At 65.1% G+C, this 26,170-nt stretch carries 23 protein-coding genes; 16 read left to right on the forward strand and 7 right to left on the reverse strand.

The window, feature by feature from the left end; all coding sequences use genetic code 11:
• Positions 1-540: 540 nt before the first annotated feature.
• The 5 genes from A9513_RS19990 to A9513_RS20010 are packed head-to-tail and all read right to left on the reverse strand — an operon-like array spanning position 541 to position 5,225.
• Positions 541-1,437 (reverse strand): ChaN family lipoprotein, encoded by an 897-nt coding sequence (locus tag A9513_RS19990; protein WP_065085376.1) that lies wholly within the window; start codon positions 1,435-1,437, stop codon positions 541-543.
• A gap of 11 nt (positions 1,438-1,448) precedes the next feature.
• Positions 1,449-2,216: a heme ABC transporter ATP-binding protein gene (locus tag A9513_RS19995; RefSeq protein ID WP_065085377.1), complete on the reverse strand. Its 768-nt coding sequence runs from the start codon at positions 2,214-2,216 to the stop codon at positions 1,449-1,451.
• A complete protein-coding gene (locus A9513_RS20000) occupies positions 2,216-3,199 on the reverse strand; it encodes an iron ABC transporter permease (RefSeq protein ID WP_139092889.1) in 984 nt (327 codons plus the stop codon). The genes A9513_RS19995 and A9513_RS20000 overlap by 1 nt, the downstream gene beginning before the upstream one ends.
• 50 nt (positions 3,200-3,249) lie before the next feature.
• Positions 3,250-4,143 carry a hemin ABC transporter substrate-binding protein gene (locus A9513_RS20005; protein ID WP_024765349.1) on the reverse strand — a complete coding sequence of 298 codons (894 nt, stop codon included), beginning with the start codon at positions 4,141-4,143 and terminating at the stop codon, positions 3,250-3,252.
• 26 nt (positions 4,144-4,169) lie between these two features.
• Positions 4,170-5,225 (reverse strand): hemin-degrading factor, encoded by a 1,056-nt coding sequence (locus A9513_RS20010; RefSeq protein WP_065085378.1) that lies wholly within the window; start codon positions 5,223-5,225, stop codon positions 4,170-4,172.
• A 240-nt stretch (positions 5,226-5,465) separates the two neighbouring features.
• Between A9513_RS20010 and A9513_RS20015 the strand changes: the two genes are divergently transcribed.
• On the forward strand, positions 5,466-5,795 hold the full coding sequence (locus A9513_RS20015) for a Rieske 2Fe-2S domain-containing protein (RefSeq protein WP_065085379.1): 330 nt from the start codon (positions 5,466-5,468) through the stop codon (positions 5,793-5,795).
• A 28-nt stretch (positions 5,796-5,823) separates the two neighbouring features.
• Here A9513_RS20015 and sfsA read toward each other — a convergent pair whose 3' ends face one another.
• Both sfsA and A9513_RS20025 read right to left on the reverse strand, forming a co-directional pair.
• Positions 5,824-6,531, reverse strand: a complete 708-nt coding sequence (gene sfsA / locus A9513_RS20020) for a DNA/RNA nuclease SfsA (protein ID WP_065085380.1) — start codon at positions 6,529-6,531, stop codon at positions 5,824-5,826.
• A complete protein-coding gene (locus A9513_RS20025) occupies positions 6,531-7,703 on the reverse strand; it encodes a pyridoxal phosphate-dependent aminotransferase (protein ID WP_065085381.1) in 1,173 nt (390 codons plus the stop codon). Before A9513_RS20025 ends, sfsA begins: the two co-directional genes overlap by 1 nt.
• 333 nt (positions 7,704-8,036) lie before the next feature.
• Here A9513_RS20025 and dksA point away from each other — a divergent pair, with 333 nt between their 5' ends.
• The 15 genes from dksA (at position 8,037) to A9513_RS20095 (ending at position 26,123) form a co-directional block, all read left to right on the forward strand.
• Positions 8,037-8,480: an RNA polymerase-binding protein DksA gene (gene dksA, locus A9513_RS20030; protein ID WP_015478905.1), complete on the forward strand. Its 444-nt coding sequence runs from the start codon at positions 8,037-8,039 to the stop codon at positions 8,478-8,480.
• Positions 8,481-8,548: 68 nt separating this feature from the next.
• Entirely contained in the window at positions 8,549-9,436 is an 888-nt protein-coding gene (gluQRS, locus tag A9513_RS20035) for a tRNA glutamyl-Q(34) synthetase GluQRS (protein ID WP_065085382.1), read from the forward strand.
• A 199-nt stretch (positions 9,437-9,635) separates the two neighbouring features.
• Entirely contained in the window at positions 9,636-9,812 is a 177-nt protein-coding gene (locus tag A9513_RS35670) for a hypothetical protein (protein ID WP_015478907.1), read from the forward strand.
• Positions 9,796-12,747, forward strand: coding sequence for a sensor histidine kinase (locus A9513_RS20040; RefSeq protein ID WP_054910799.1), 2,952 nt, complete (start codon positions 9,796-9,798; stop codon positions 12,745-12,747). The genes A9513_RS35670 and A9513_RS20040 overlap by 17 nt, the downstream gene beginning before the upstream one ends.
• A gap of 26 nt (positions 12,748-12,773) precedes the next feature.
• Entirely contained in the window at positions 12,774-14,210 is a 1,437-nt protein-coding gene (locus A9513_RS20045; RefSeq protein ID WP_038803379.1) for a sigma-54 dependent transcriptional regulator, read from the forward strand.
• 754 nt (positions 14,211-14,964) lie between these two features.
• The gene (locus tag A9513_RS20050) at positions 14,965-16,368 is read left to right on the forward strand and encodes a polynucleotide adenylyltransferase PcnB (protein WP_065085383.1); all 1,404 of its coding nucleotides are present in this window, start codon (positions 14,965-14,967) and stop codon (positions 16,366-16,368) included.
• Positions 16,365-16,850, forward strand: coding sequence for a 2-amino-4-hydroxy-6-hydroxymethyldihydropteridine diphosphokinase (gene folK, locus A9513_RS20055; protein ID WP_054910796.1), 486 nt, complete (start codon positions 16,365-16,367; stop codon positions 16,848-16,850). Before A9513_RS20050 ends, folK begins: the two co-directional genes overlap by 4 nt.
• A 141-nt stretch (positions 16,851-16,991) precedes the next feature.
• The gene (gene panB, locus A9513_RS20060) at positions 16,992-17,789 is read left to right on the forward strand and encodes a 3-methyl-2-oxobutanoate hydroxymethyltransferase (RefSeq protein ID WP_024765342.1); all 798 of its coding nucleotides are present in this window, start codon (positions 16,992-16,994) and stop codon (positions 17,787-17,789) included.
• Positions 17,789-18,640 carry a pantoate--beta-alanine ligase gene (gene panC, locus A9513_RS20065; protein ID WP_024765341.1) on the forward strand — a complete coding sequence of 284 codons (852 nt, stop codon included), beginning with the start codon at positions 17,789-17,791 and terminating at the stop codon, positions 18,638-18,640. Before panB ends, panC begins: the two co-directional genes overlap by 1 nt.
• Before the next feature lie 122 nt (positions 18,641-18,762).
• Entirely contained in the window at positions 18,763-19,143 is a 381-nt protein-coding gene (panD, locus tag A9513_RS20070; RefSeq protein WP_045216800.1) for an aspartate 1-decarboxylase, read from the forward strand.
• Positions 19,144-19,232: 89 nt separating this feature from the next.
• Entirely contained in the window at positions 19,233-20,897 is a 1,665-nt protein-coding gene (gene pgi, locus A9513_RS20075; RefSeq protein WP_024765339.1) for a glucose-6-phosphate isomerase, read from the forward strand.
• Positions 20,898-21,140: 243 nt separating this feature from the next.
• On the forward strand, positions 21,141-23,078 hold the full coding sequence (acs, locus tag A9513_RS20080; protein WP_037014337.1) for an acetate--CoA ligase: 1,938 nt from the start codon (positions 21,141-21,143) through the stop codon (positions 23,076-23,078).
• A gap of 82 nt (positions 23,079-23,160) precedes the next feature.
• Positions 23,161-24,039, forward strand: a complete 879-nt coding sequence (locus A9513_RS20085; protein ID WP_065085384.1) for an oxygenase MpaB family protein — start codon at positions 23,161-23,163, stop codon at positions 24,037-24,039.
• A gap of 99 nt (positions 24,040-24,138) precedes the next feature.
• Positions 24,139-25,317 carry an acetyl-CoA C-acetyltransferase gene (locus A9513_RS20090; protein WP_065085385.1) on the forward strand — a complete coding sequence of 393 codons (1,179 nt, stop codon included), beginning with the start codon at positions 24,139-24,141 and terminating at the stop codon, positions 25,315-25,317.
• Between the two features lie 191 nt (positions 25,318-25,508).
• Positions 25,509-26,123 carry a response regulator transcription factor gene (locus A9513_RS20095; protein ID WP_024765336.1) on the forward strand — a complete coding sequence of 205 codons (615 nt, stop codon included), beginning with the start codon at positions 25,509-25,511 and terminating at the stop codon, positions 26,121-26,123.
• The last annotated feature ends 47 nt before the right edge of the window (positions 26,124-26,170 follow it).

Here is a 26,170-nt window from a genome sequence, read left to right on the forward strand (position 1 = left end):
GCCTCAGCCCTTTGAGAAAGCCCGGCCTTGCGCCGGGCTTTTTCGTTACCGCGGTAGCTCATTCGTCGATGAGAAAAAATCTGCAGAAAAGAGGTTGACTCTCAAATGATAATGATTATTATTGAGTCATCTGGTCGCGAGGCCAGATCGATAACCTCAAGAGACCACGCAGTCGGACTCTTCAGATTATCTCCTCATCAGGCTAATCACGGTTTCGACCCGGCACTTTGCCGGGTCTTTTTTTTGCCCCGGTTTTTACCTTTCCGCCCCATCGCCAATCCGCAGAAAAAACTTCGCATCAGTCGCAGAAAAGCTGTTGACTCTCAAATGATAATGGTTATTATTACAAGAACTGGCTGCGAGGCCAGTTGGATAAGCTAGAGAGACCACGCAGTCGGACTCTTCAGATTATCTCCTCATCAGGCTAATCACGGTTTTAGACCCGGCACTTTGCCGGGTCTTTTTTTGCCCGCGATTTCTTGCGCGTCAGTCTGACAGCGAGCCTATGAAAAACGGAGCCTTCCGGCTCCGTCGTGTGACTTACAGGCTACCGCGCATCTGTGCACAGTAATCGGTGGCGGGCTGGGCCGGTGTATACCACAGGTAATCCGCCTGGCCGGGCTCCACGGGCTTGCCGACTTCCGCCAGCATCACCACCTTCAGCCCTTGCGCCGCGTCGATGTCCTTCAGATGCAGCGGCACTCCCAGATCGCGCCGCGCATGAAAGCCGCCGGCGATCAGCACGGAGGGTTCGGGAGCTGCCTTGAAACTTTCGGCCATGCGCCGGTCGCGCTGCTGCTGCACCGCCAGCATCGCCGGGTACTGGCTCTCGGGCAGCAGGCCACAATGGGAACCACGGATGTCCTCCAGCAATGCATTGCGCACCGACGCGGCGGTGGACGCCGAGCCTTGCAGCTGCGGCTTGGTCCGGTAGATCTTCATGATTTCGCCCCGATCCAGGTTGGCCGCCAGTAGTGGCGCCGGCTGCTTCACCAGCCAGGTCACCAGCGGGCCGTATTGTGACCAGTCCCAGCCCGGCTGCCAGCGCAGCGCAACGATCAGGTCGTTTGGCATGTCGCCCTTTGCGGCGGATGCCTGGGCGGCGCTGACTGCGCTCTGCTGGTCAGGGGCGAGCATTTCCAGCAGCACACTGCCACTCGGGCGACGCTCGGCCAGGGCGCGCACCAGCCAGAGCTCGAGGGCATGGTGATCCGGATTGTCGTGCTGCTCACCAACGATTACCCGCGGTGCCGCTGCAAGTCGATCAAGCAGCTGCGCGGGGGAAAGTTGCTCGCCGCTACGCAGATCGCGGATCACCCCCAGCTCGGCGCTGTCGCGCTCTTCCGGGCTTTGCCAGTCTGGCAGCGGCGGCGCAGCCACCTGGCCCTGGCAGGCAGCGAGCAACGCCAGCAGTGGGACGAGCAGGACCTTCTTCATGGCGACTCCTATCAGCGCGCGATGATCAGCGGATGGCCGCGCTCCGGGTGCTCCTGAACCAGCACGTCGAGGCCGAAGACCGTGCGCAGGGGTTCGGCCTGAAGCACCTCACGCGGCGTGCCGAGCAGATGTGCACGCGCCTCGTGCAGCAACAACAGGCGGTCACAGTAGCGCGCCGCAAGGTTCAGGTCGTGCAGGATGACCAGCACTGCCGCGCCGCGCCCGGCAAACTCTCGCACAGCCTGCAGCGTGGTGTGCTGATGCAACGGGTCGAGGGCGGACGTCGGTTCGTCCAGCAGCAGGATCTGCTCCTCTCCGCCCGGCCAGAGCTGCGCCAGCACCCGAGCCAGGTGCACGCGCTGGCGCTCACCGCCGGACAGCGCCAGGTAGCTGCGCCCGGCAAGGTGCGAGGCATCCGCGGCGCGCATCGCTTCGCGGATGATTGTTTCATCGCGCTGGCGGCCAGTGTCGTGAGGCAGCCGGCCGAACCCCACCACCGCCTCGACGGAAAAGGCGAAGTTCAGCGAGGACGATTGCGGCAGAACAGCCAGCCGCCGCGCGCGCTCGGGGCCCTGCCACGACTCCAGCGGGCGACCTTCGAGGCTCACCGCTCCGCTGGTAAGCGGCAATTCACCATTCAAGGCGCCGAGCAGCGTGCTCTTGCCCGCGCCGTTGGGGCCGAGCACACCGAGCACTTCGCCCGGCTGCAGCGTCACGCTCACATCCTGCAGGACGACCTGGGAGCCGCGATTCACCCGCAGCTTGTCTGCGCACAGCATCAGGAGCGCCCCCGGATCAGCAGATAGAGAAAGAACGGCGCGCCGATCAGCGCAGTGACGATGCCGATGGGGAGCTCCGCCGGCGCCAGCGCCAGGCGAGCGATCAGGTCGGCCAATAGCAGAAGGATCGCACCGCCGAACATCGATGCCGGCAGCAGCACGCGGTGATCCGGGCCGACGATCAGCCGCAGCAGGTGCGGCACGACCAGGCCGATGAAGCCGATCATCCCGGCCGCCGCCACCGCCGCGCCCACACCGAGGGCAGTGCAGAGGATCAGTTCGATTTTCAGTCGCTCGACGTCGAAGCCCAGGTGGCGCGCCTCGGACTCACCCAGCAACAGCGCATTCAACGCATTCACCCGACGCGGCAACCAGCAGGCTACCAGCAACGTGATCAGCAGCAGTGGCCACAGACGCGGGTAGCTCGCGCCATTGAGGCTGCCGAGGTTCCAGAAGGTCAGCGTGCGCAACGTAGCGTCGTCGGCGAGGTAGGTGAACAGCCCGATCAGCGCGCCGGCCAATGCCGTCAGCGCGATGCCGGCCAGCAACATGGTTGCCACACTGGTCTGGCCATTGTGGCGACCCAGCCGATACACCAGCGCCGTCACCAGCAGGCCACCGACAAAGGCGCAGGCGGACAACAAATAAGGAGCAAAGACTTCCGGCAGCCCGCCGATGGAGGCGCCGAAGACGATGGCAATGGCGGCCCCCAGCGCGGCACCGCTGGAAACTCCGATCAGGCCGGGGTCGGCCAGCGGGTTGCGGAACAAGCCCTGCATCGCCACACCGGCCAGCGCCAGCACGCCGCCGGTGGCGATGCCCAGCAAGGTGCGCGGCAGGCGGATCTGCCCGACGATCAGTTCAGCCTGGCCGAGCCCGTCGACGGACACCGGCAGCCCGAGCATGTGCGCCAGCGCGCGCAGGGTATCGCCCAGCGGCAGGCTCACCGGCCCGAGGGCCAGTGAGAGCCAGACGACCAGCAGCAGGAGAAAACCGAGGAACAGGAACAACGGTCGAGCGGTAACGATCCGGGTCAAGGACGACTTTCCGTGTTCAGGGCCTGCGCGGAAGGATAAAAGGCCTGGGCGAGGCTAGCCAGCCCGTCGGGGATGCGCGGACCGAGGCCACCGACCAGCAGGGTCGGGTCGAGCACCAGCACGCGGCCCTCGCGCACTGCGCTGGTCGCGGCGAGGCCGGGATTCTGCTGGGTCAATGCGGCACGTGCCTTGTCGCCGTCCAGGGCGCGGTCGCTGAGCACCACCACCTGCGGGTTCAGCGCGGTGAGCGCCTCGCTGGAGAGCGTCTTGTAGCCGGTATGGGTAGCGAGGTTGCGGCCGCCAGCATGCTGGATCAGCCAGTCGCCGGAGGTGTCCTGCCCGGCCACCAGCAGGTTGCCGCCGGCATGCCCGACCAGCAGCACGACACCGGGAGCGGCCTGTGCGGCCTGGGCCTTCTTCACCCAGGCGTCCTGCGCGGCAAGGCGTGCATCGAAGTCCGACTCGGCCCGTTTCGCCTTGTCCACCGCGCCGAGCAGTTCGCCCAGGCGCTGGATAGTGTCGTGCACGGTCTTTTCGTCAGCCTTGGCCGACAGTGTTTCGATCCGCACGCCCGCGGCACGCAATTGCTGCAGGACCGGCGGCGGGCCCATTTCCTCGCTGCCCAGCAGAATATCCGGCTGCAGCGCCAGGATGCCTTCGGCGGCGAGCTGTCGCTGGTAGCCGATCTTCGGCAACCCCTGCAGCGAAGCCGGATGCAGGCTGGTGGTATCGACGCCGACCAGCTTGGCCTCGCCCCCCAGGGCAACGACCCATTCGCTGAGCGAACCACCAGCGCTCACCCAGCGCTGCGGCAGCGCATCGGCCAGCGCGCTGGTGGCCGTCAGGCAGAGGCCGGTGAGCAGCCCGGCCAGCAGCGGACGGGCAGTCATGGAAGCTTTCTTCATCGTGTCGGCCCTCAGAGTGCCGGGAAGGATTCGGCAAGTTCGCGCCAGCCCTGCAACTCCGGAACTCCCGGCTTTCGTGCGCCAAACACTTGCAGCACCAATTCGCCCTGAGCATCGAAGGCTTCCCAGCTGGTGATCACGCCATCGCTGCTCGGCTTGCGCACGCGCCACAACTCGACCACGCCCGGCGTCTTCAGATGCAGGTTGAACAGCGGATCGAGGACGTTGAACCAGTTGTCCATCCACTTGAGGTTTTCCACGGTGCCGGTGTGGATCTGGATGCAATGGGCGTTGCCGACGAAGAGCATGATCGGCAACTGGCTTGCACCGGCAGCCTCCAGCAGGCGCGGCAGCTCGGCAGTATCCAGGGGCTCGGCCCACTCGCGGCCGGCCAGGCGCAGCGCCTGGGTGCGCTGGACCTTGTGCTTCTTCAGCAAGGCGAAAAAATGGTGGGTGTCCTTCAGGGCCGCCCAGCCCTCACGCAAGGCAGCAACGTCGATTTCGCCGTCGGCCAGCGCAACTGCCTTGGGCTCGAGCGGTACCAGCTCCAGATCGGCGCGCTGCTCGGCAGCGGTGAAGCTGCGCACCAGCGGGTCCCAGGCGGCGAGGTCGCTCTGCTCGGTGAGGAACACCTTGTGCACGGCGGTGCCCTGGCGGTCGAAGACCTGAATGCTGCGCTGGGTACCGTGGGCGGTCTCCTCGCTGACGGCGAAGGCGCTGGCCCAGCCGCCGAGGAACAGGCGCAGGTCGATGTCCGGGGAAACCACCAGGCCCATCTGGCCATTGGCGGAAACGGTCACGTCGCGGTACGGCCCCTTGCGCTCGTGCACACAATGCTCGTTGCGGGTCAGCGCCATGACCTGCCCCAGCTCGCCCAGTGCCGGCAGCAGCTCGGCCCAGTCGGTGCGCAAGCGCACGGCGTCCACCCCCAGGCGGCTGGCCATCAGCTCGGCTTCGCTCACGGCCAGATGGTGCGCCGCATCGCGGGCGCGCAGGCGCGGTTTCTCGGCGCGCAGCGCTTGCCAGGCGCGGTACAGCTCGGAGGCCGGCGCAGTCAGGGTCGTCATTGCAGAATTCCTCGTTCGAAAGGTGGCCTGCCGCGGTGCGGCAGCATGGACGAACCTTGCCACAGGGAAATCAGGAAATCTATTTGATAATTATTTGCATTAGATTGCAGAGAGGCTTAAGGTCGGCGCCGATTTCGCCGGGCTCCCGGCGAGCACCAACTTCAGCACACGGAAGTGCACCCTCTTCCGGTCCTGCCATCCACGCGCGGATAATGGCTGCCCTGATGGAGACCGTGTCGAATGATCCTGCTCTGCGCCCCGCATGACCTGGCCGAAGGCCAGAGCCGGGGCTTCAAGGCCGCCGGCCTGAACCTCTTCGCCGTGCGCCGCGAAGGCCGCGTGTACGCCTACCGCAACCGCTGCCCGCACCGGGAAATCCCCCTGGGCTACGATGCCGAGAACGTTCTCGATGACAGCGGCCGCCTGCTGCAATGCGGCCATCACGGCGCGCTGTTCCTGATCGAGACCGGCGAGTGCATCCAGGGGCCGTGCCTGGGGGATGTTCTGCAAGCGCTGCCCTGCCGAGAGGATGAACAGGGGATCTGGCTGGACGAAAGCGACCCAGGATAGGAACGGTTCCGGGCCGGTTCGCGAGCGACTAGAGCAACACTTTCAGCGGCCGGTCCAGAAACATCTCCTGGGTATCAATCCGCGCTCCATACGCCAGCACTTCCACTCCAGCAGTACGCGCCTCGGCCAGCGCCGCCGCATAGGCCGGATCGATCTCCTTCGCCGGGCGCACCGCTTCGATCTCCGACAGGTTCACCGCATACAGCAGCACCGCGCGCATACCGTCGCGCGCCAGCGCCGCCAGTTCGCGCAGGTGCTTGGCGCCACGCTGGGTAACGGCGTCGGGGAAGGCGGCGACGGTGGTGTCGTCGAAGCCCAGGGTCACGCTCTTCACCTCCACGAACACCGGCTTGCCGGCGTACATCAGGCGGAAGTCCGCGCGGCTGTTTTCCTGCCCGTAGGCAACCTCGCGGCGCAGTTCATCGAAGCCGGCCAACTCGGTCACCGTACCGGCCAGCAGCGCCTCTTCCACCAGCCGATTGGCCCGTCCGGTGTTAACGCAAGCCAGGCGACCCTGCGGCGTCTCCACCAGTTCCCAGGTACCGGGCAGCTTGCGCTTGGGATCATCGGAGCGGCTGAACCAGACGCGGCAACCTTCGCTCATGCAATTGAGCATCGAGCCGGTGTTCGGGCAGTGGATGGTGAGCAATTCGCCGCTGGCGGTCTCGATGTCCGCCAGGAAGCGCTTGTAGCGTTTGATCAGGCGCGCCTCTTCCAGCGCCGGCTCGAAGCGCATCAGGGGCGCCAGGTCTTGAGGCCGCGGGCAATGCGTTCCACCGCCTGCTGCAGGCGATCGACGCTCTGCGTATAGGCGAAACGCACATGGTGCGACGCCTGGTAACGCCCGAAGTCGACGCCGGGCGTGAAGGCTACGTGCTCGGTCTCGATGAAGTGCTGGCAGAAGGCAAAGGCGTCACCGCCGAAGGCGCTGATGTCCGCGTACAGATAGAAGGCACCTTCCGGTTCCACGGCGATGCCGAAGCCCAGCTCGCGCAATGCCGGCAGCAGGTAGTCACGGCGGCGGCGGAATTCTTCGCGGCGCTCCTCGAGGATCGCCAGGGTGGCCGGCTCGAAGCAGGCCAGCGCGGCGTGCTGGGCCATGCTCGGCGCGCTGATGTAGAGGTTCTGCGCCAGCTTCTCCAGCTCCCCCACTGCATCCGGCGGCGCCACCAGCCATCCCAGGCGCCAGCCGGTCATGCCGAAATATTTGGAGAAACTGTTGAGAACGAAGGCGTCGTCATCCACCTCCAGGACGCTGGACGCGTCGATGCCGTAGGTCAGGCCGTGGTAGATCTCGTCCACCACCAGATGGCCGCCGCGCGCCTTGAGCGTGGACGACAGCGCGGCGAGTTCATCCTTGTGCAAGAGGGTGCCCGTAGGATTCGCCGGCGATGCGGCCAGAGCGCCTACACTGTCCTGATCCCAGTGCCGTTCGACGAGCTCCGGGGTGAGCTGGTAACGGCTCTCCGGGCCGACCGGCACCAGTTGGGCGGCGCCTTCCACCAGGCGCAGAAAGTGGCGATTGCACGGGTACCCCGGATCGGCCAGCAGCCAGTGCTTGCCCGGGTCCACCAGCAGGCTGCTGGCGAGCAACAGGGCGCCGGACCCGCCGGGCGTGACGAGAATGCGCTGCGGGTCGATCGACAGGCCGTAGCGCTGGGCGTAGAAGCCGGCAATGGCTTCGCGCAGAGCCGGCAGGCCACGTGCGGCGGTATAGCGCGTGTGACCATTTGCCAGGGCCTGCTGCCCGGCCTCGACGATGGGCGCCGCGGTGGTGAAGTCCGGCTCGCCGATTTCCAGGTGGATGACGTCGTGGCCCGCGGCCTGCAACTCGTTGGCCCGCGCCAGCAGCGCCATGACGTGGAAGGGTTCGATGGCGCGACTGCGCGCACTGAAGGTGGTGGCCATGCAATATTCCGAACTTTGCGACAGAGCCGGGATTCTAACAGGCCACTGATGGATACTGGGCAGCCGCGCATAGACAGTGTGGCGCTTGGGAATTTGCAGGCTTCGTCTGGCAAACACCAGCGATTCTGCGAAGGTTTGCCGAGAAACCCGCTGGTCGCGACCAGTGGGTCGGCAAGCTGGCAGTCAGGTATGTGCGGGCACTGCCAGCCTCGACAACCGGGAGTAGCGTCCCCGTTATCGTTCTGGTAAGTTCGCCCGCTGCGAGCGCGGGGCCGGCGGTGCCGGAGAGGGACCATCCGCGAGAGGATTAGCGAGAGTGAGAGGCGGTCATCCATGCCCACCAAAGCAAAACAACAGAGCAGCCAACTGATTCGTGGCTTCGAGCCCTACCAGGAAACCAAGGGCGAGGAGTACATGAGCGATCGCATGCGCGCGCACTTCACCTCCATCCTCAACAAATGGAAAGTTGAGCTGATGGAAGAAGTGGACCGCACTGTGCACCACATGCAGGACGAAGCGGCCAACTTCCCGGACCCGGCCGACCGTGCCAGCCAGGAAGAAGAGTTCAGCCTCGAGCTGCGCGCCCGCGACCGCGAGCGCAAGCTGATCAAGAAGATCGACGAGACCCTGCAACTGATCGAAGACAACGACTACGGCTGGTGCGATTCCTGCGGCGTCGAGATCGGCATCCGCCGTCTGGAAGCCCGCCCCACCGCCACCCTGTGCATCGACTGCAAGACCCTGGCGGAAATCAAGGAAAAGCAGCTGGGCTCCTGAGCCTGGTTGATCCCGAACGGGGCGCTGCGGCGCCCCGTTTCGTTTCTGCTGCCATCTGAAGAGCCGCCATGCCCACCACCCAGTACATCGGACGCTTCGCCCCCACGCCCAGCGGCTACCTGCACTTCGGCTCGCTGGTGGCCGCTGTCGCTTCCTACCTGGATGCGCGCTCGGTGGGTGGAAAGTGGCTGGTACGCATGGAAGACCTCGACCCGCCACGGGAAATGCCCGGTGCCCAGGCGGCCATCCTGGAAACCCTGGAACGCTACGGCTTCGAGTGGGACGGCCCGGTGCAGCGCCAGAGCGACCGCCACGCAGCCTACTCCGCGCAGGTCGAACAATGGCTGCGCAGCGGCCTGGCCTACGCCTGCACCTGCTCGCGCAAGCAGCTCGAAGGCAGTAACGGCATCTATCCCGGCACCTGCCGCGACGCCCAGCATGACTGGCACGGCGACGTCGCCATCCGCATCCGCGTGCCGGAACTGGACTATCGCTTCACCGACCGCCTGCAGGGCGAATTCCACCAGCATCAGGGCCGCGAAGTGGGTGACTTCATCATCCGCCGCCGCGACGGGCTGTTCGCCTATCAACTGGCGGTGGTGCTGGACGATGCCTGGCAGGGTGTCACCGACATCGTCCGCGGCGCCGACCTGCTGGACAACACCCCGCGCCAGCTCTATCTGCAGGAACTGCTGGGCATCGCTGCGCCGCGCTATCTGCACGTCCCGCTGATCATCCAGCCCGATGGCCACAAGCTGGGCAAGTCCTACCGCTCGCCGCCCCTGGAAGCCGCACAGGCGTCGCCGCTGCTGGTGCGCGCCCTGAAGGCGCTGGGTCAGAATCCGCCCGCCGGGCTGGCGCAAAGCGCTCCGGGTGATGTCCTCACCTGGGGCATCAGGCACTGGAATGCCGACGCCATCCCCCATAGCCTGACGCTGGAAGACGCGCAGCTCTAGACTGGTAAACAGCAGCGGCTCTTCGCAGGACCGAGGGGGGCGCCTAGCCCTTGCTCGCGAACCCGAATCCCGCTGCGGGGGCTTGTTCGCGAGCACGCTCGCTCCCACAAGGTCTGCCGCTCCTTCGGCAAGAGCCGGGTCGGCTTGCCGGCGACTGTGCGCACAGGTAGCCTGCCCGCCGAACCAAGAGAGAGACGACATGTACATCTACCGACTGGTGTTGCTCCTGGTCGTGGGCATCTACCTGTTCTCACCGGCCATCATGGACTGGTGGATCGATCCCCACGGCGCCTGGTACCGCCCGTATCTGCTGTGGCTGATCCTGATCGTCGTCACCTTCATCCTGCAGAGCCAGCGCGATGCTGACGAGCTTTAGCCTCACCCAGCTGATCCTGATCAGCGCCGCTTACCTGATGGTCCTTTTCGGTGTCGCCTGGATCACCGAGCGCGGCTTCATCCCGCGCCGGCTGGTGCGCCACCCGTTGATCTACACCCTGTCGCTGGGCGTGTATGCCAGCGCGTGGGCGTTCTATGGCACAGTCGGGCTGGCCTACCAGTACGGCTACGGCTTCCTGGCGATCTACCTGGGCGTTTCCGGAGCCTTCCTGCTTGCCCCGGTGCTGCTCTATCCGATCCTGCGCATCACGCGGGCGTACCAGCTGTCCTCGCTGGCCGACCTGTTCGCCTTCCGCTTCCGCAGCACCTGGGCCGGTGCGCTGACCACGTTGTTCATGCTGATCGGCGTGCTGCCGATGCTGGCCTTGCAGATCCAGGCAGTCACCGACTCGATCAGCATCCTCACCCGCGAGTCGGAGCCCAACCGCGCGGCGCTGGCGTTCTGCGCGCTGATTACGCTGTTCGCCATTCTCTTCGGCGCGCGCCATATCGCCACCCGCGAGCGCCATGAAGGGCTGGTGATGGCGATCGCCTTCGAGTCGCTGGTGAAGCTGGTGGCGCTCTGCTCCATCGGCCTGTTCGCGCTGTATGGCGTGTTCGGCGGCCCCGACGGCCTGGAAGTCTGGCTGCTGCAGAACCAGGAAGCACTGAGCACCCTGCACACGCCACTCGCCGAAGGCCCTTGGCGCACGCTGCTGCTGGTGTTCTTCGCCGCGGCCATCGTGATGCCGCACATGTTCCACATGACCTTCACCGAGAACCTCAACCCGCGCTCGCTGCTCAGCGCCAGCTGGGGCCTGCCCCTGTTCCTGCTGCCGATGAGCCTGGCAGTGCCGCCGATCCTCTGGGCCGGCCTGCACCTGGGCGCCTCGACCAACCCGGAATACTTCACCCTCGGCCTGGGCATCTCGGTGGACAGCCCGGCGCTGGCGCTGACCGCCTTCATCGGCGGCATCTCCGCCGCCAGCGGCCTGATCATCGTGATGACCCTGGCGCTTTCGGGCATGGTGCTCAACCACCTGGTGCTGCCGCTCTACCAGCCGCCGGCCGAGGGCAACATCTACCGCTGGCTGAAATGGACACGCCGCGCCCTGATCGCCGCGATCATCATGGCCGGCTATGCCTTCTACCTGCTGCTGGGCGCCGAGCAGGACCTGTCCAACCTCGGCATCGTCTCCTTCGTCGCCACCCTGCAATTCCTCCCCGGCGCGCTGGCCGTGCTCTACTGGCCGACCGCCAACCGCCGCGGCTTCATCGCCGGCCTGGTGGCGGGCATGCTGGTGTGGGGCGCGACCATGCTCACCCCGCTGGTCGCGAACATGCAGAGCATCTATCTGCCGCTGTTCAACTCGCTCTACGTACTGGACGACACCACCTGGCACCTCGCGGCGCTCGCCTCGCTGGCCGCCAACGTGCTGGTGTTCACCCTGGTCTCGCTGTTCACCGAAGCCAGCGATGAAGAGAAGGGCGCCGCCGAAGCCTGCGCCGTGGACAATGTCCGCCGCCCGCAGCGCCGCGAGCTGATCGCCGTGTCCCCGCAGGAATTCGCCAGCCAACTGGCCAAGCCGCTGGGCGCGAAGACCGCCCAGCGCGAAGTGGAGCAGGCCCTTCGCGACCTCCACCTGCCCTTCGATGAGCGCCGCCCCTATGCCCTGCGCCGTCTGCGCGACCGCATCGAGGCGAACCTCTCCGGCCTGATGGGGCCGAGCGTGGCGCAGGACATGGTGGAAACCTTCCTGCCCTACAAGGCCAGCAGCGAAGCCTACGTCACCGAGGACATCCACTTCATCGAGAGCCGCCTGGAGGATTACCACTCGCGGCTCACCGGCCTGGCCGCCGAACTCGACACCCTGCGCCGCTACCACCGCCAGACCCTGCAGGACCTGCCCATGGGCGTCTGCTCGCTGGCCAAGGACCAGGAAATCCTCATGTGGAACCGCGCCATCGAGGACCTCACCGGCGTCAGCGCGCAACGCGTGGTCGGCTCCCGCCTGGCCGCCCTGCCCGACCCGTGGCGCGGTCTGCTGGAAGGCTTCATCGATGCGCCGGACGAGCACCTGCACAAGCAGCGCCTGTCCATCGAAGGCCAGACCCGCTGGCTCAACCTGCACAAGGCGGCGATCGAGGAACCGCTCGCGCCCGGTAACAGCGGCCTGGTACTGCTGGTTGAAGACCTCACCGAAACCCAGTCCCTGGAAGACAAGCTGATCCACTCCGAGCGCCTGGCTTCCATCGGCCGCCTGGCCGCCGGTGTCGCCCACGAGATCGGCAACCCCATCACCGGCATCGCCTGCCTGGCGCAGAACCTGCGGGAAGAGCGCGAGGGCGATAGCGAACTGACCGAGATCAGCGGGCAGATCCTCGAGCAGACCAAGCGCGTCTCGCGCATCGTGCAGTCACTGATGAGCTTCGCCCACGCCGGCGGCAAACAGGTCGCGGCCGAGCCGGTATGCCTGGCGGACGTCGCCCAGGAAGCCATCGGCCTGCTCTCGTTGAACAAGCGCAGCGTCGACGTGCAGTTCTTCAACCTGTGCGACCCGGAACACTGGGTGGAAGGCGACTCCCAGCGCCTGGCGCAGGTGCTGATCAACCTGCTCTCCAACGCCCGCGACGCCTCGCCGCCCAATGGCGCGATCCGCGTGCGCAGCGAAGCCTCCGAGCAAACCGTCGACCTGATCGTCGAGGACGAAGGCAGCGGCATCCCCAAATCGATCATCGACCGCCTGTTCGAGCCGTTCTTCACCACCAAGGACCCGGGCAAAGGAACCGGCCTGGGCCTCGCGCTGGTCTATTCGATCGTGGAAGAGCATTATGGGCAAATCACCATAGACAGCCCGGCAGACCCGGAACGCGAATGCGGTACCCGCATCAGCGTCACCTTGCCGCGGCATCCTGGCCCGACGGCCGAGCAGTAAACGAGCACGTCGAGAGAGCTGAATACATGGCACATATCCTCATCGTCGAAGACGAAACCATCATCCGTTCCGCCCTGCGACGGTTGCTCGAGCGGAACCAGTACCAGGTCAGCGAGGCTGGCTCGGTGCAGGAGGCACAGGAGCGCTACAGCATCCCGTCGTTCGACATGATCGTCAGCGACCTACGCCTGCCCGGCGCCCCCGGCACCGAACTGATCAAGCTGGCCCAGGGCACCCCGGTGCTGATCATGACCAGCTACGCCAGCCTGCGCTCGGCAGTGGACTCGATGAAGATGGGCGCGGTGGACTACATCGCCAAGCCGTTCGACCACGACGAGATGCTCCAGGCTGTGGCGCGCATCCTCAAGGATCGCCAGGAGAACCGTAACGCCCCCGCCGAAGCCCGCGGTAACGCCAAGGCCGCCGAGCGTAGCAGCGGTAACACCGCCGCCGCGGATGGCGATATCGGCATCATCGGCTCCTGCCCGCCCATGCAGGAGCTCTACACCAAGATCCGCAAGGTCGCGCCGACTGATTCCAATGTACTGATCCAGGGCGAGTCCGGTACCGGCAAGGAACTGGTCGCCCGTGCGCTGCACAACCTGTCCAAGCGCACCAAGGCGCCGCTGATCTCGGTGAACTGCGCCGCGATCCCGGAAACCCTGATCGAGTCCGAACTGTTCGGCCACGAGAAAGGTGCATTCACCGGCGCCAGCGCGGGTCGAGCAGGCCTGGTGGAAGCCGCCGACGGCGGCACCCTGTTCCTCGACGAGATCGGCGAACTGCCGCTGGAAGCCCAGGCACGCCTGCTGCGCGTATTGCAGGAAGGCGAGATCCGCCGGGTCGGCTCGGTGCAGTCGCAGAAGGTCGACGTCCGCCTGATCGCTGCCACCCACCGCGACCTGAAAATGCTGGCCAAGACCGGCCAGTTCCGCGAAGACCTCTATTACCGCCTGCACGTCATCTCGCTGAAGCTGCCGCCCCTGCGCGAGCGCGGAGCCGACGTCATGGAAATCGCCCGCTCCTTCCTGGCGCGTCAGTGCTCCCAGATGGGGCGCCCGGCGCTGACCTTCTCTCACGAAGCCGAGCAGGCCATCCGTCACTACCCGTGGCCGGGTAACGTGCGCGAACTGGAGAACGCCATCGAGCGCGCTGTGATCCTCAGCGAAAGCCAGGAAATCCCTGCCGACCTGCTGGGCATCGACATCGAGCTGGACGATCTGGAAGACGACTTCGGCGATGATGGCGACCTGCGCCCGACCAACGGCAGCGCCAGCAATCACGAGCCCACCGAGGATCTGTCGCTGGAGGACTACTTCCAGCACTTCGTCCTCGAACACCAGGACCACATGACCGAGACCGAGCTGGCCCGCAAGCTGGGTATCAGCCGCAAATGCCTGTGGGAACGTCGCCAGCGCCTGGGCATTCCACGCCGCAAATCGGGTGCTGCGGCGGACTCGTAACAGGTCACCACACTGTTACCGGAGACATGCTCCGTAACAAAGCCGGGTTCATCGGTAACGGAAACCCGGCTTTTTTGTGCCTGTCGTTCGGAGGCGAACGCTCGCAAACCCTTGAAAAATAAGGATTCGCAAAAGTTGGCACGGCATCTGCTTTGTTATTGGCACAACAACAATAACAAGCACGACCACTCAAAATAAGAACAAGACGAAACGACTCCAGCACAACAAAAACAAAATCGCGGAGGCGCAGCTAACTGATTCTTTTGGAGAAGGGTAGCCGTCGGGAGCAGTCCCGCAACCAGTCAAGAAGAATAAAACTGTCTTGAGGCAGCACGCAAAACTGGTTGGATCGCAAGATCATTGCTCACTCAGCGACCAAAGCAATCCGTTTGCTATTGAGCACCTTCCAAGTGTGGAAGGTTCCCCGAAGCAGATAGCTTCGAGGGTCGGGTCTACAAACAAAAACAACAAGCCCGGTAATCATAATAAAAACAAAGCACGCACCTATTTGGGGGGGAGCCTCGGCTCCCCCAGTAGCTTTCGCTACACCCTCTCCCCTTCTCCCCGCAAGTCCCTTTCCCCAGTTTTCTTCATCATCCCACCCCACAATGCTAGAATCGCCGCGGCGCAGACGGCAGACGATTTGCTGCCAATTGTTTCCAGGCAGCAGCAGGCACCCGCTATCCTCCAGGAAACGCCGTGAACGCGCGGCGCTGCAGACGCCATCCATACACCCATTCCCGATAGTGCACACATGCTGAAAAAGCTGATCCAGTCCATCCGATCCCCATTGCGCCGTCCGCGCGCTGTCCGCACTACTCCGGAAGTCGTTGGCAATCATCAGCACTCGCTGCGGCGGGAACAGTTCAGCAGGAACGCGGTGAACGTCGTGGAGCGCCTGACGAAGGCCGGCTACCAGGCCTACATCGTCGGCGGTGGCGTACGAGACCCGCTGCTCGGCATTCCGCCCAAGGACTTCGACGTGGCCACCAGCGCCACCCCGGAGCAGGTGCGCGCCGAATTCCGCAACGCGCGGGTGATCGGTCGCCGCTTCAAGCTGGTCCATGTCCATTTCGGCCGGGAGATAATCGAGGTCGCCACCTTCCGCGCCAACCATCCGGTCAGCGAAGACGATACCGACAGCGCCCACGCTTCGCGTAACGAAGCCGGCCGCATCCTGCGCGACAACGTCTATGGCACCCTGGAAGACGACGCCCAGCGTCGCGACTTCACCATCAACGCCCTGTACTTCGACGTTACCGGCGAACGCATCCTCGACTACGCCCATGGCGTGCGCGATATCCGCAACCGCCTGATCCGCCTGATCGGCGACCCGGAGCAGCGTTACCTTGAAGACCCGGTACGCATGCTGCGCGCGGTGCGTTTCGCCGCCAAACTGGATTTCGAGATCGAGAAGCACAGCGCTGCGCCGATCCGCCGTCTCGCCCCGCTGCTCAACGAGATTCCGTCCGCGCGCCTGTTCGACGAGGTGCTCAAGCTGCTCCTCAGCGGCAAGGCCGAGCGCACCTTCGAATTGCTCAACGAATACGACCTGTTCGCTCCGCTGTTCCCGGCGAGCGCCAAGGCGCTGAAGGATGACCCGGAATACGCCGGCAAGCTGATGCGCCAGGCCCTGGCCAACACCGACGAGCGCATTCGCCTGGGCAAGCCGGTCACCCCGGCCTTCCTGTTTGCCGCGCTGCTCTGGCCGGCCCTGCCCGCCCGCGTGCTGAAGCTGCAGGACCGCGGCATGCCGCCGATCCCGGCGATGCAGGAAGCCGCCCACGAGCTGATCCTGGAACAGTGTCGTCGCACTGCGGTGCCCAAGCGTTTCACCATCCCGATCCGCGAGATCTGGGACATGCAGGAGCGCCTGCCGCGCCGTCAGGGCAAGAAGGCCGATCTGCTACTGGAAAATCCGCGTTTCCGCGCCGGCTACGACTTCCTACTGCTGCGCGAGAGTGCCGGCGAGGAAACCGGAGGCCTGGGTGACTGGTGGACCGACTACCAGGAAGCCAGCGACGGCGAGCGCCGCGGCATGATCCGCAACCTGGCCAGCCAGCAGGAAGAAGCCGGCGCAGCCCCGCGCAAGCGCCGGCGGGGCGGCAACAACCGCCGCCGTCGCGGCCCACGCACCGAAGGCACCAGCAGCGAATGAGCGAGCGCGTGTACATCGGGCTCGGTAGCAATCTCGCCGAGCCGCGCCAGCAGCTGGAAGCCGCTCTGAAGGCCATGGCGCAGATTCCTGCCAGCAAGGTAGCGGTGGTTTCCCCGCTGTACGCCAGCGATCCTCTGGGCCCGCCGGACCAACCACGTTACGTCAATGCCGTGGCCGCGCTGGATACCGACCTGGAGCCACTCGCCCTGCTGGATGCCCTGCAGACCATCGAGCTGGAACAAGGGCGCGTACGCAAGGACGAGCGCTGGGGACCACGCACCCTCGATCTCGATATCCTGCTGTTCGGTGACCGGGTGATCGACGAGCCGCGCCTCACCGTCCCGCACTACCACATGCACGCCCGCGCCTTCGTGCTCTACCCGCTGGCAGACCTGGCCCCGCAACTGCGTTTCCCCGACGGTCGTACCCTGCCCGAGCTGCTCGCCGCCTGTCCGTTCAGCGGCCTCGAGCGCCTGTCCTGAGGCATGCTGCGCCCCAGGTGTGGGGCGCACTGACAGTAACGCCGTAACAGTCCGGTAACACCTGCAATTGACTTCGCCTTTTTCGATCCGGACTATAGGGCCCCGTTTGCCCCTGCCCGGCGCAGAACCGAGGACACTTTCATGCCTGATGTCACCCTGACCACCCTGCAAGGTCTCAAGCAAAGCGGCGAAAAGATCGCGATGCTGACCTCCTACGATGCCACTTTCGCCCACACCGCCAGCCTGGCCGGTGCCGAAATGCTGCTGATCGGTGACTCCCTGGGTATGGTGCTGCAAGGTCACGACAGCACGCTGCCGGTGACCGTCGAAGACATGGCCTACCACACCGCTGCGGTCAAACGCGGTAACAAGGGCGCACTGATCGTCACCGACCTGCCGTTCGAATCCGGCACTTCCCTGGACCAGTTGCTGCGCGACTCGGTCAAAGTGATGCAAGCCGGCGCCCATATGGTCAAGCTCGAAGGCGGCTCCTGGCTCGCCGAACCGATCGTCCGCCTGGCGCAGATGGGCATCCCCGTGTGCGCACACCTGGGCCTCACCCCGCAGGCCGTCAACCTGTTCGGCGGTTTCAAGGTGCAAGGTCGCCAGGAAGCCCAGGCGCGCCAGTTGCGTGCCGATGCCATTGCCCTGGAGCAGGCTGGTGCTGCTGTATTGCTGCTGGAGTGCGTACCGTCCGCCCTGGCGAAGGAAATCACCGAAGCCGTGAAGATCCCGGTCATCGGTATCGGCGCCGGTGCCGGCACCGACGGCCAGGTGCTGGTGATGCATGACCTGCTCGGTCTGTCACTGTCCGGTCGTTCGCCGAAGTTCGTGAAGAACTTCCTCGAAGGCCAGCCCGATATACAGTCCGCTTTCACTGCCTATGTGAAGGCCGTGAAGGACGGCACCTTCCCTGGCCCGGAGCACGGTTTCGCCTGATGAACACAGTGAAGACAGTCCGCGAGCTGCGTGCCGCCGTGGCGCGCGCCCGTAGCGAAGGCAAGCGCATCGCGCTGGTGCCGACCATGGGCAACCTGCACGCCGGGCACGCCGCGCTGGTGACCAAGGCCGGCCAGCGCGCCGATTTCGTGGTTGCCAGCATCTTCGTCAACCCGCTGCAGTTCGGCCCCAGCGAAGATCTGGAAAAATACCCACGCACCCTTGCCGCCGACCAGGAGAAGCTGCTCAGCGCCGGTTGCCACCTGCTGTTCGCCCCCACCGTCGAGGAGATGTACCCGGACGGCATGGACGGCCAGACCCGCCTGCACGTGACCGGCGTTTCCGAAGGCCTGTGCGGCGGCAGCCGACCGGGCCACTTCGATGGCGTCGCCACCGTGGTCTGCAAGCTGTTCAACATGGTCCAGCCGGACATGGCGCTGTTCGGCGAGAAGGACTTCCAGCAGTTGGCGGTGATCCGCAAGCTGGTGCGTGACCTGAACCTGCCGATCCAGATCTTCGGCGAGCCGACCGTGCGCGCGGAGGATGGCCTGGCGCTGTCCTCCCGCAACGGTTACCTGACCGACGAGCAACGCGCCGTCGCGCCGGTGCTGCAGCGCACTCTGAGGCAACTGGCCGAGCGCATCCGCCAGGGCGAGCGCGACTTTCCCGCGCTGCTGGCAGAAGGCAGCCGGCAGATCGAAGCGGCCGGCCTGCGTATCGATTACCTCGAAGCCCGCGAATCCGCCGGTCTGCGCCCCGCCACCGCAGAGGATCATCAGTTGGTGATTCTGGTTGCCGCCTTCCTGGGCACCACCCGGCTGATCGACAACCTCGCCTTCCACATCGACTGATTCCCCGCCCGACACCCGAATTTTCGCCTCGAAGCCGCGCCAACCGCGGCCTTGAGCGACTTCGGGTGCTCGGGCATACTCGCCCCGCTCTCCTCGACCAGAAGAAAAACAGGAGCCACGTCATGCAGAGCATCATGCTCAAAGCCAAACTGCACCGCGCCGAAGTCACCCACGCCGTGCTCGACTATGAAGGCTCCTGCGCCATCGACGGCGAATGGCTCGATCTCGCCGGAATCCGCGAGTACGAACAGATCCAGATCTACAACGTCGACAACGGCGAACGCTTCACCACCTACGCTATCCGTGGCGAGGAGGGTTCGCGGATGATTTCCGTCAACGGCGCCGCCGCTCACAAGGCCAAGGTGGGTGACCGCGTGATCATCTGCGCGTACGCTCAGTTCAGCGACGCCGAGCTGGAAGGCTACAAGCCGCGCATGTTGTACATGGCTCCCGGTAACGAGCTGAGCCATACCAGCAACGCGATCCCGGTCCAGCTCGCCTGATCCGAAGAGACGATCCCCGGAACCACCGGGCATCTTTTCCGTTCGAAAGCCTCAAGCTCAAACACGCCCGTCTTACCCGAAGGTACGTCATGGAACACCACCTCACCCCGCTGGATGCCACCCAACTGGCGAGCTGGAAGGCATTGGCCGCCCACCGCCAGGAACTGCAGAGCTTCACCATGCGCGAGGCATTCGCCCAGGACCCGGAGCGCTTCAAGCGCTTCTCCCTCAGCGCCTGCGGCCTGTTCCTCGACTTCTCGAAGAACCTGATCCGCCAGGACACCCTCGACCTGCTGGTGAAGCTCGCCGAGGAAGCCAAGCTGGGCGAGGCCATCCAGTCCATGTTCCGCGGCGAGGTGATCAATGCCTCCGAGCGCCGCCCGGTGCTGCACACCGCGCTGCGCCGCCCTATCGGCGATAAGGTGCTGGTGGACGGCAACGATGTGATGCCCGAAGTGCACCGCGTGCTGCACCAGATGACCGAACTGGTCGCGGCCGTGCACAACGGCCTGTGGCGCGGCTACACCGAGAAGCCGATCACCGATGTGGTGAACATCGGCATCGGTGGCTCCTTCCTCGGCCCGCAACTGGTCTCCGAAGCGCTGCTGCCCTTCGCCCAGAAAGGCGTGCGTTGCCACTATCTGGCGAACATCGACGGCAGTGAATTCCGCGAGATGACCGCCAAGCTCAACGCCGAGACCACGCTGTTCATTGTCTCCTCGAAGTCCTTCGGTACCCTGGAAACCCTGAAAAACGCCCAGGCCGCCCGCGCCTGGTACCTGGCCCAGGGCGGTAGTGAGGCGGAGCTGTACCGGCACTTCATCGCCGTTTCCAGCAACAAGGAAGCCGCTTCCGCCTTCGGCATCCGCCCGGAAAACGTCTTCCCGATGTGGGACTGGGTCGGCGGCCGTTACTCACTGTGGTCGGCCATCGGCCTGCCAATCGCGATGTCGGTGGGCATCAACAACTTCAAGGAACTGCTGTCCGGCGCCTACAGCATGGACCAGCACTTCCTCACCGCGCCGTTCGAGAAGAACATCCCGGTGCTGCTGGGCCTGCTCGGCGTGTGGTACGGCGACTTCTGGGGCGCGCGCAGCCACGCGATCCTGCCCTACGACTACTACCTGCGGAACATCACCGATCACCTGCAGCAGCTGGACATGGAATCCAACGGCAAGAGCGTGCGCCAGGACGGCACCCCGGTGTCCGCCGGCACCGGCCCGGTGATCTGGGGTGGCGTGGGCTGCAACGGCCAGCACGCGTACCACCAGTTGCTGCACCAGGGCACCCACCTGATCCCGGCCGACTTCATCGTCCCGGTGTCCAGCTACAACCCGGTCGCCGACCACCACCAGTGGCTGTACGCCAACTGCCTGTCGCAGAGCCAGGCGCTGATGGTCGGCAAGAGCCGCGCCGAAGCCGAGGCCGAACTGCGCGCCAAGGGCGTGGACGAGGCCGAAGTGCAGCGCCTGGCACCGCACAAGGTGATCCCGGGCAACCGCCCGAGCAACACCCTGGTGCTCGAGCGCATCAGCGCCCGCCGCCTGGGCGCGCTGATCGCCATGTACGAGCACAAGGTCTACGTGCAGAGCATCCTCTGGGGCATCAACGCCTTCGACCAGTGGGGCGTGGAGCTGGGCAAGGAGCTGGGCAAGGCGGTCTACGGGCGCCTGGTCGGCAGCGAGGAAAGCGCCGCCGAGGACGGTTCCACCCAGGGCCTGATCGACTTCTTCCGCGGCCGTCACCGCGGCTGATGGATTTACGAACGGGTGAGCGCCTGCTCACCCGTTTGCTCGGCCCGGCACTCTCCGCCATCCCCCTCAGCTCCATCCGCCCTCCCCACCTCTGCGCCTAGCGCTCTGCAGCGCCGATCAGAACACCCACGCGGGAACGTTCCCGTCTGGTGGCGCGTCGAAACTGCATGGACAACCCTTGAACCCGCCTTGCCTTGGATGCACCCTTGGGACATCTCGGCTAAACAACAACAAGGATTCCCCATGCATGAGATCAGCCTTCACCCCGTGCCGGAGGCCGTACGCAAGCGTGCCTACCTCGACAACGATGCCTACCAGCGCCTCTACCAGCAGTCGGTAGACGACCCGCATACCTTCTGGGGCGAGCAGGCCAAGACCTTCCTCGACTGGTTCAAGCCCTGGCACTCGGTGCACCACGGCGACCTCGCGAAGGGCCAGGCGACCTGGTTCAAGGGCGGCGAGCTCAACGTCACCTACAACTGCATCGACCGCCACCTCGAACAGCGCGCCGAGCAGGTCGCGATCATCTGGGAAGGCGATAACCCGGCCGAATCCGCCAACATCACCTACCGCAAGCTGCACAGCCATGTCTGCCGCCTGGCCAATGTGCTCAAGAGCCGCGGTGTCGGGAAAGGCGACCGGGTCTGCATCTACATGCCGATGATCCCCGAAGCTGCCTACGCGATGCTGGCCTGCGCACGGATCGGTGCGATCCATTCGGTGGTGTTCGGCGGTTTCTCCCCGGACGCCCTGCGGGACCGCATCAACGATGCCGATTGCCGCACCGTGATCACCGCCGACGAAGGCGTGCGCGGCGGCAAGTACGTCCCGCTGAAGAAGAACGTGGAAAAAGCCCTGGCGGACTGCCCGAACGTGTCCACCGTGGTCGTGGTCGAGCGCACCCAAGGCGAGATCCCGTGGGTCGAAGGCCGCGACCTCTGGTACCACGAGGCCCTGCGCGAGGCCAGCGAGGACTGCGCACCAGAGCCGATGGATGCCGAGGATCCGCTGTTCATCCTCTACACCTCCGGCTCGACCGGCAAACCCAAGGGCGTGCTGCACACCACCGGCGGCTACCTGCTGGGCGCGGCGATGACCCACAAGTACGTGTTCGACTACCACGACGGCGACATCTACTGGTGCACCGCAGACGTGGGCTGGGTCACCGGCCACAGCTACATCGTCTACGGCCCGCTGGCCAACGGCGCCACCACGCTGATGTTCGAAGGCGTGCCGAACTACCCGGACGCCTCGCGCTTCTGGCAGGTGATCGACAAGCACCAGGTGAACATCTTCTACACCGCACCCACTGCCATCCGCGCGTTGATGCGCGAAGGCGATGCTCCCGTGCAGAAGACCAGCCGTAGCAGTCTGCGCCTGCTCGGCTCAGTGGGCGAGCCGATCAACCCGGAAGCCTGGGAGTGGTACTACGAAGTCGTCGGCGAGAAGCGCTGCCCCATCGTCGACACCTGGTGGCAGACCGAAACCGGCAGCATTCTGATCACTCCGCTGCCCGGCGCCACCGACCTCAAGCCCGGCTCGGCGACCCGCCCCTTCTTCGGCGTGCAACCGGTACTGCTGGATGAGCAGGGCAAGGAAATCGATGGTCCCGGCTCCGGCGTACTCGCCGTGAAAGCCAGCTGGCCCAGCCAGATCCGCAGTGTCTACGGTGATCACCAGCGGATGATCGATACGTACTTCAAACCCTACCCCGGCTACTACTTCACCGGCGACGGCGCGCGCCGCGACGAAGATGGCTACTACTGGATCACCGGCCGTGTGGACGACGTGATCAACGTCTCCGGCCATCGCATCGGCACCGCCGAGGTGGAGAGCGCGCTGGTGCTGCATGACTCGGTCGCCGAGGCCGCCGTGGTCGGCTATCCGCACGACCTCAAGGGCCAGGGCATCTATGCCTTCGTCACCACCATGAACGGCATCGAGCCCAGCGACGCACTCAAGCAGGAACTGCTGGCCCTGGTGAGCAAGGAGATCGGCAGCTTCGCCAAGCCGGAAATGCTGCAGTGGGCGCCGGGCCTGCCCAAGACGCGCTCGGGCAAGATCATGCGGCGCATCCTGCGCAAGATCGCCTGCAACGAACTGGAAAACCTCGGCGATACCTCGACCCTGGCGGACCCCAGCGTGGTCCAGGGGCTGATCGACAACCGCCTCAACCGTTGACCTGCGCTACAGGCCGAGGGCGCAAAGATGCTAGGTTTATGGAACAGACCTGTCGTCCTTGCCCCGAGGCCTGTCCGCCGCAATGGAAACCGTTCGCCGTCATATCGAAAGCCAGGTACTCAGCCTGACCGGCCTCGCCCTGGGCGGGGTCGACTTCGAGTCGCCCAAGGGCGATCCCGGCCTGTTCGGGCCGGAATCCATCAGCTGGAAAGTCCATGGCGACTTCAGCTCGATGCTCATTGGCGGCATCAGCGCCCTGCTCCTGCAGATGCTCCATCCGGCCGCGCTCGGTGGAGTGTGGGACCACTCCAACTTCCGCGCCGACATGCTCGGCCGCCTGCGCCGCACCGGGCAGTTCATCTCCGCAACCACCTACGGTTCGCGCGGTGACGCCGAGAAGCTGATCGAGCGCGTGCGACGCATCCACAACGGCGTCCACGGCACCCTTCCCGACGGCACCCCCTATGCGGCCAGCGACCCGGACTTGCTTACCTGGGTGCACGTCGCCGAAGTCAGTTGCTTCCTTGCCTCGCACCTGCGCTACCTGAACCCGAATCTTTCCGGCGAAGAACAGGACCGCTACTACGACGAGATAGCCCTGATCGCCGAGCGCCTCGGTGCACGCAATGTCCCGCGCTCGCGGGTGGAGGTTGCGGCCTACCTGCAACAAATGCGCCCACAGCTTCGCTACGACGAACGCACCCGAGAAGTGGTCAGCGTGCTCTTCAACGCCCCTGCCCCCAGCTTCCTTGCCAAGCCCTTCGGCATGCTGATGATGCGCGCCGGCATCGACCTGCTCCCGGAGTGGGCGACTGACCAGCTTGGCCTGAGCCTTGGCAGCCTGCAGCGCCAGCTGATCCGTTCCAGCGTGAAGCGCAGCGTGCCGCTGTTGCGCTGGGCGGTGCGCAACGGTTCGCTGCACCGCGCGCGCCGGCGAATGGGGCTGCCCCCTCTGCGCTGAAACGTGACCACTCGGTTCGGAGGGTGGTGAGCCGGCGGCGAGCGTGCAACCATGCTCCTTCGCTGCGGCCGTTGCCGCGCCAGCCAGAGGATTCGCGTCATGCAAGAAGTCGTCATCGTCGCTGCCACCCGTACCGCCATCGGCAGCTTCCAGGGTTCGCTCGCCACATTGCCGGCCCATGAACTGGGCGCCGCGGTGATTCGCAGCCTGCTGCAACAGACCGGCCTGGATCCGGCCCGGGTGGATGAAGTCATCCTCGGCCAGACACTGACCGCCGGTGCCGGCCAGAACCCGGCGCGCCAGGCTTCCATTGCCGCAGGCCTGCCCAACACGGTGCCGGCGATGACGGTGAGCAAGGTCTGCGGCTCCGGGCTCAAGGCCTTGCACCTGGCTGCGCAGGCCATCCGCTGTGGTGACGCCGATATCGTCATCGCCGGCGGCCAGGAAAGCATGAGCCTCGCCCCCTACGTCATGCCTGGCGCCCGTACCGGCCTGCGCATGGGCCACGCCAAACTGGTCGACAGCATGATTCAGGACGGCCTGTGGGATGCCTTCAACGATTACCACATGGGCATCACCGCCGAAAACCTGGTGGAGAAGTACGGCATCAGCCGGGAGGACCAGGACGCCTTCGCCGCCGAATCGCAACGCAAGGCCGCCGAGGCCATTGAAGCGGGGCGCTTCAAGACCGAAATCACCGCCATCGAGATTCCCCAGCGCAAGGGCGAAGCCCTGCGCTTCGACACCGACGAGCAGCCCCGCGCCGGCACCACCGCMGARTCCCTGGCCAAGCTCAAGCCGGCSTTCAAGAAGGACGGCAGCGTCACCGCCGGCAACGCTTCGACCATCAATGATGGCGCGGCCGCCGTATTGCTGATGAGCGCGGCCAAGGCTGCGGAACTGGGCCTGCCGGTCCTGGCCCGTATCGCCGCTTATGCCAACGCCGGTGTCGACCCTGCCATCATGGGCATCGGCCCGGTCTCGGCTACCCGCCGCTGCCTGGAGAAGGCCGGTTGGCAGCTCGCCGACCTGGACCTGATCGAGGCCAACGAGGCGTTCGCCGCCCAGGCATTGTCTGTGGGCAAGGAACTGGGCTGGGATGCCTCGAAGGTGAACGTCAACGGCGGTGCCATCGCCCTTGGCCATCCCATCGGCGCCTCGGGCTGCCGCGTACTGGTCACCCTGCTGCACGAGATGCTGCGCCGCGACGCGAAAAAGGGCCTCGCGACGCTCTGTATCGGCGGCGGCCAAGGTGTGGCACTGGCTCTGCAGCGCTGACCTATCGGGACTTGCTGAGCAGAATTCCGTCTGCACAGCAAGTCTCCACGCACGATTGCAGGCCCATGCCCTCCTAAGTTGATTCTCCGCATGCTTTCGGTCCTACGCATAGGAATATTCCGTAGGTGCTTGAACAACTGGTCTATCTTCAAGATCAATGCGCGCAATTATTTGGACTCAGGGAGTCAACCATGAAGAAACGTGTGGTGCTGATCGAGGATCACCCCGCGATGCGTTTGGCGATCCGTTCGCTGCTTGAACAGGATCCTCAGTTCGAAGTAGCACGCGAGGCAGCCGATGGTCATGGCGGTCTGGACGCTGTCCGCAAGGAACGGCCGGACCTCGTGATACTGGACCTCAACCTGCCAGGGATGGACGGCCTCGACCTGCTGGCGCGTATCCATATTTTCGACGAGAACATCCGCCTGCTGGTCTTGAGCTCGCAGGATGAACGCCTGTACTCGAGCAAGGTCGAAGCCGCGGGTGCGCATGGCTTCGTCAGCAAGAACAAGGACACCAGCGCCATTCTCAACGCCGCTCGCATGCTGGTCTCGGGCTATCGCTGCTTCCCGGAAAAGTCACTGAGCATCGACAAGAACGCCGACCCGGTGGCCAGCCTGACGCCACGCGAACTGGTGGTACTGCGCAGCCTGGTGAGAGGCATGAGCAACAAGGACATCGCCGAGGAACTCTTCCTCAGCCAGAAGACCGTCAGCACCTACAAGACGCGTATTCTCGAGAAGCTGAACCTTGAAAGCCTCGTGGATCTTGTTGAGTTCGCCCGCACTAATCGCCTGAACGACTGACAGACATCACTGAAAACCGCGTCCGAAGGCGACTTTCGAATCGAACC

This window comes from Pseudomonas sp. AU12215, from assembly GCF_001675465.2.
In the GTDB taxonomy this organism is placed as follows: domain Bacteria; phylum Pseudomonadota; class Gammaproteobacteria; order Pseudomonadales; family Pseudomonadaceae; genus Pseudomonas; species Pseudomonas nitroreducens.